We start from the raw sequence: 3,767 nt of genomic DNA, 5'->3' as shown, positions 1-3,767 counted from the left end.
CACACCGAGCCTAGGCGAGGTGCCGAGTGGTGGGGCAAGAGCGTTTTGCTTACTTTTGCGCTTTTCAAAAGTGAGCCGCTGTAAAAGCGGAACCTATAGCAGCCGTTACCGCAGAAACGGATATGTACTCGGTCTGATCCGGCATCCTGGTCGGCCCAGAGGCCGCCATCGGGGGCAAGCCCCCTCCCACATTTGGACCGAGGTGTATCAGCTGGATAACCGTTGGCTGACAGGCGCCATCGGGAGCAAGCCCCCTACCACACTGAATTCATTTAGCAAACGCGTACTCACCGCCCTGCTCCACCGCCTTGCGATAAGCCGGCCGCTGCTGAAGCCTGTCCACCCACGCCGCAAGGTTCGGATACGCCTGCAACTTGCCCTGGGCCCTGGCGATTTCGCCGATAAAACTCATCTGAATGTCCGCACCCGTCAGTTCGTCACCCACCAGATACGGCGTTTGCCCAAGCACGTCATTAAGGTAGCCGAGGTAGTTGGCCAACTCCGATTCGATGCGCGGATGCAGCGGCGCGCCGGCTTCACCCAGGCGCCCGACGTAGAGGTTGAGCATCAGCGGCAGCATGGCCGAGCCTTCGGCAAAATGCAGCCATTGCACATAATCATCGTAGGTGGCGCTGGCCGGATCGGGTTGCAGTCGTCCCTTGCCGTGACGACGAATCAGGTAGTCAATAATGGCCGCCGACTCAATCAATACGCGGGCTCCGTCCTCGATCACCGGCGATTTGCCCAAGGGATGAATCGCCTTGAGCTCGGGTGGCGCGAGGTTGGTTTTCGGGTCGCGTTGGTAGCGCTTGATTTGGTAAGGCAGGCCCAACTCCTCCAGCAGCCAGAGGATGCGCTGGGAGCGGGAATTGTTGAGGTGATGGACGGTAATCATAGGGAAGCAGCTCCATTGGGGTTAAGGAGAAGACTACAACACGGCGATGGAGTGCCCTGAATGGACCTCATCCCAATCGAAACCGCGCCGTGTTGTCGCTCAACGCCCGGCTGCCCTGGCTCAGGCTGTCGGCAGCCTGATTGACCGCCCGCGCGCCGTCGAGCAGACGCCCGGCCGCTTGGTCGACCTGCTGGATATTGCCGCTCACTTCGTCCGCCGTCGCAGCCTGTTCTTCCACGGCGGCGGCGATGTGCGCCAAGGTGTCGGTGACGTGCTGCACCGCACCGGCAATTTCTCCCAGGCGCGTGCCCAGGCCGGTGACGGATTCGGCATCGGTGAGCGCCTGCTCGCACGCGGCGCCCATCAGGCTGACGGCCTGGCTGACCGTGGCGCGCAGGCTGTCCACCGTGCCGGCGATCTGCGCGGTGGACGCCTGGGTGCGTTGCGACAGGCTGCGTACCTCATCGGCAACCACTGCAAACCCTCGGCCTTGCTCGCCGGCGCGGGCGGCTTCGATGGCGGCGTTAAGGGCCAGCAGGTTGGTCTGCTCGGCAATGCCGCGAATGGTGTCGACCACCGATTGAATCTGCTGGCCCTGCTGGCTGACCTGTTCCAGGGCATTGGCGGTGTCGCTCAGGCGCTGGTTGAGTTGCTGGATACTGGCCGTGGTGCGCTGGCTGTCGCGGCTGCTGTCTTCGGCGATACGGCGGGTGTGGCGGGCGCTGTCGGCCGCCTGTTCGCAGCTTTTGGCAACGCCCAGGGAGGTGGCGGCCAATTGGGTAGCGGCCGCGGCGATCTGGCTGATCTGGTGGCGCTGGTCTTCGACGTCGGTGAGGGTGCTGCCCGATTGCGCGCTGAGGGTCAGCACGGTGGCGCCCAGTTGCTCGGTCTCATGATTGACCCCGAGCAGGCTGGTGCGCAGTTGCACCACGGCCACATTGAGCGCGGTGCTGATGGCGGCGAGTTCGTCGCGCCCCTGCACCGCCACTTCGACGTGCAGGTTACCGTCACGCAGGGACTCGGCGAGCGTGGTGATGCCACTGGCGCTGCGACGGATCGAGGCTTGCAGGCAGATGAACAGGTACAGCGCCGCCAGCGCCAACAGGCTGAACGTGGCCGCCACGGGAATGAAGTGCTGCAACGATCGCTCACGGTAGTACCCCAAGCGCGCATCGAGCGAATGCAGCGACTGGCTGCGCAGCGCACCCAACGCCGCGAGCATGGCGTCGACACTTTGATCGAATGCGGCGGTGTCGAGCTTGATGGTGCCGCCGAATACGCCGTCGTCGAGGGTTTTGAGTTCGCCGTCCAGGCGTTGCAGGCTGGCCTCGTATTGTTCGGTCCAGGGTTCAAGGCCGGGGTATTGCTTGGCCTTCAGCGCCGTGGCGGCCTTGACCAACTGGTCCCGCGCATCACCGATGCGGCCGCGCAGGTCACGCATCTGCAAGCGGCTTTGCAAGGTGAACTGGCCCGAGGCAATGGAGGATTGGCCAACGCTGGCCGTACGGCCGATACGCTCGATCAGGTCCGGTGTGTGCTGGCTGGAAATCTGCATCAGCAGATAGGTTTCCAGCCAGGGATCGAGGATCAGCCCGGCGTCCAGGGTGATCTGTTCGCGTAGCGATTGCATCGCGGTCAGGGCGGCGGTGAAACGGTCGTAGCCATCCGGCCACCAGCCGACGGTGCGCAGGGACTGGGTGTCCATGCCCTTGACCGCGGCCTGCAGCGTGTCGAAGCGCGCCTGGGTAGCGGCGCTGGCATGATGGGTCTTGAGGGCGTCCCCCAGGGTTTGCAGGCCTTGCTGAATCAGCGGGCTGCCCGCATCCACCCTGGCCATCGCGGCCTGGGCGGCAGGGGTCGGCGTATGCAGGATATCCAGGGCTTTCCAACGGGCGGCCAGGTTGCGCTGGGCGCTCAGTTGCCCATCGAGCAGGTCCAGCGCCAACAGCTGGCGCACGCCGGACTGTTCGCTGGAAATCACCGCGAGTTTGTCGTGGTAGTCCTGGCCGATCATCCACAGGCTGCCGGCGAGCGGTAGCATGAACAGCAGGAACAGCACCTGGAACTTACGCGCGAAGCCGAACCGCCCAAGCAGACGGATACCGGGTGATAAAAATCTTTGCATGCCCTACACACTCCCCTGAACAACCCCATACTTCACAGCCGGGAATGACTAACGGCAAAATGCCATGTCATTGATTCTTCTGGCTCAAGCAAGATCTGGGCCGTGGGATACAAGCGTGACGACACGTGCGATGGCGCTAAGAAACCTTTGATCGGTGCGCGAAAATGGGGCGAAAGCACTCATTATCGGGCGCGCGCCTGTAACCGCCGGGGACACGGCGCGACGCGGGAGAGGTCGAGCGCTGACAATCACGAACGTTCCTCAGGTCAGCAGTTGAGTGATCCACTGAATTTCCCGTGCGATCCCGTGGACTTTCTCTTCCGGCACCGACTGCCTGGCTTTCTCGAAACTGGCCAGGGTCTTTTGTTTCTGCTGCAGCAAGCGCTGCCACTTCGCCACGAACGCGGGACTGCGCGCCAGCAACTGCAGCGGTCCGAAATACAGCTGTTGTTCGGTGTAGGACACAGGCCCGGTCGGTTCGGCGACGATAATTTCGTAGTAGAAGCGGTTCTCGTGCAGCAGCTCTTCGCCCACGATGCGGTAGCCGTTATGCATCAACCAGTGGCGCAACGGATACTCGCCGCCATTGGGTTGCAGGACCAGGCGCTCGTGGCCATTCAACCGCGCCTTGCCGTTGTCGAGAATGTCACGAATGGTCTCGCCGCCCATGCCGCACAGACTGACGGCCGTGATGGCGTCGCCCGACTCGATGGCCGCCAGACCGTCGGCCAGGCGCACGCTGATGCG

The 3,767-nt window shown here is 63.1% G+C and carries 3 protein-coding genes; all 3 read right to left on the bottom strand.

Going from position 1 to position 3,767, the window contains the following annotated elements:
- Positions 1-268 precede the first annotated feature (268 nt).
- Entirely contained in the window at positions 269-895 is a 627-nt protein-coding gene (locus tag BFP96_RS13285) for a glutathione S-transferase family protein (RefSeq protein WP_065936385.1), read from the bottom strand.
- A gap of 67 nt (positions 896-962) precedes the next feature.
- Entirely contained in the window at positions 963-3,020 is a 2,058-nt protein-coding gene (locus BFP96_RS13280; protein ID WP_065895990.1) for a methyl-accepting chemotaxis protein, read from the bottom strand.
- Positions 3,021-3,281: 261 nt separating this feature from the next.
- The coding region (locus BFP96_RS13275) for a tRNA (adenine(22)-N(1))-methyltransferase (RefSeq protein ID WP_065936384.1) at positions 3,282-3,767 on the bottom strand (486 nt) is incomplete at its 5' end.

It is taken from the genome of Pseudomonas sp. 34 E 7 (assembly GCF_900005715.1).
Taxonomy (GTDB): domain Bacteria; phylum Pseudomonadota; class Gammaproteobacteria; order Pseudomonadales; family Pseudomonadaceae; genus Aquipseudomonas; species Aquipseudomonas orientalis_A.
Note: the sequence above shows the minus strand (reverse complement) of the source record. Positions and strands in the feature narration are given on the sequence as shown.

Excerpts from the sequence above, each read along its gene's own strand:
- BFP96_RS13285 (WP_065936385.1), bottom strand. The coding sequence starts at position 895 with ATGATTACCGTCCATCACCTCAACAATTCCCGCTCCCAGCGCATCCTC.
- BFP96_RS13280 (WP_065895990.1), bottom strand. The coding sequence starts at position 3,020 with ATGCAAAGATTTTTATCACCCGGTATCCGTCTGCTTGGGCGGTTCGGC.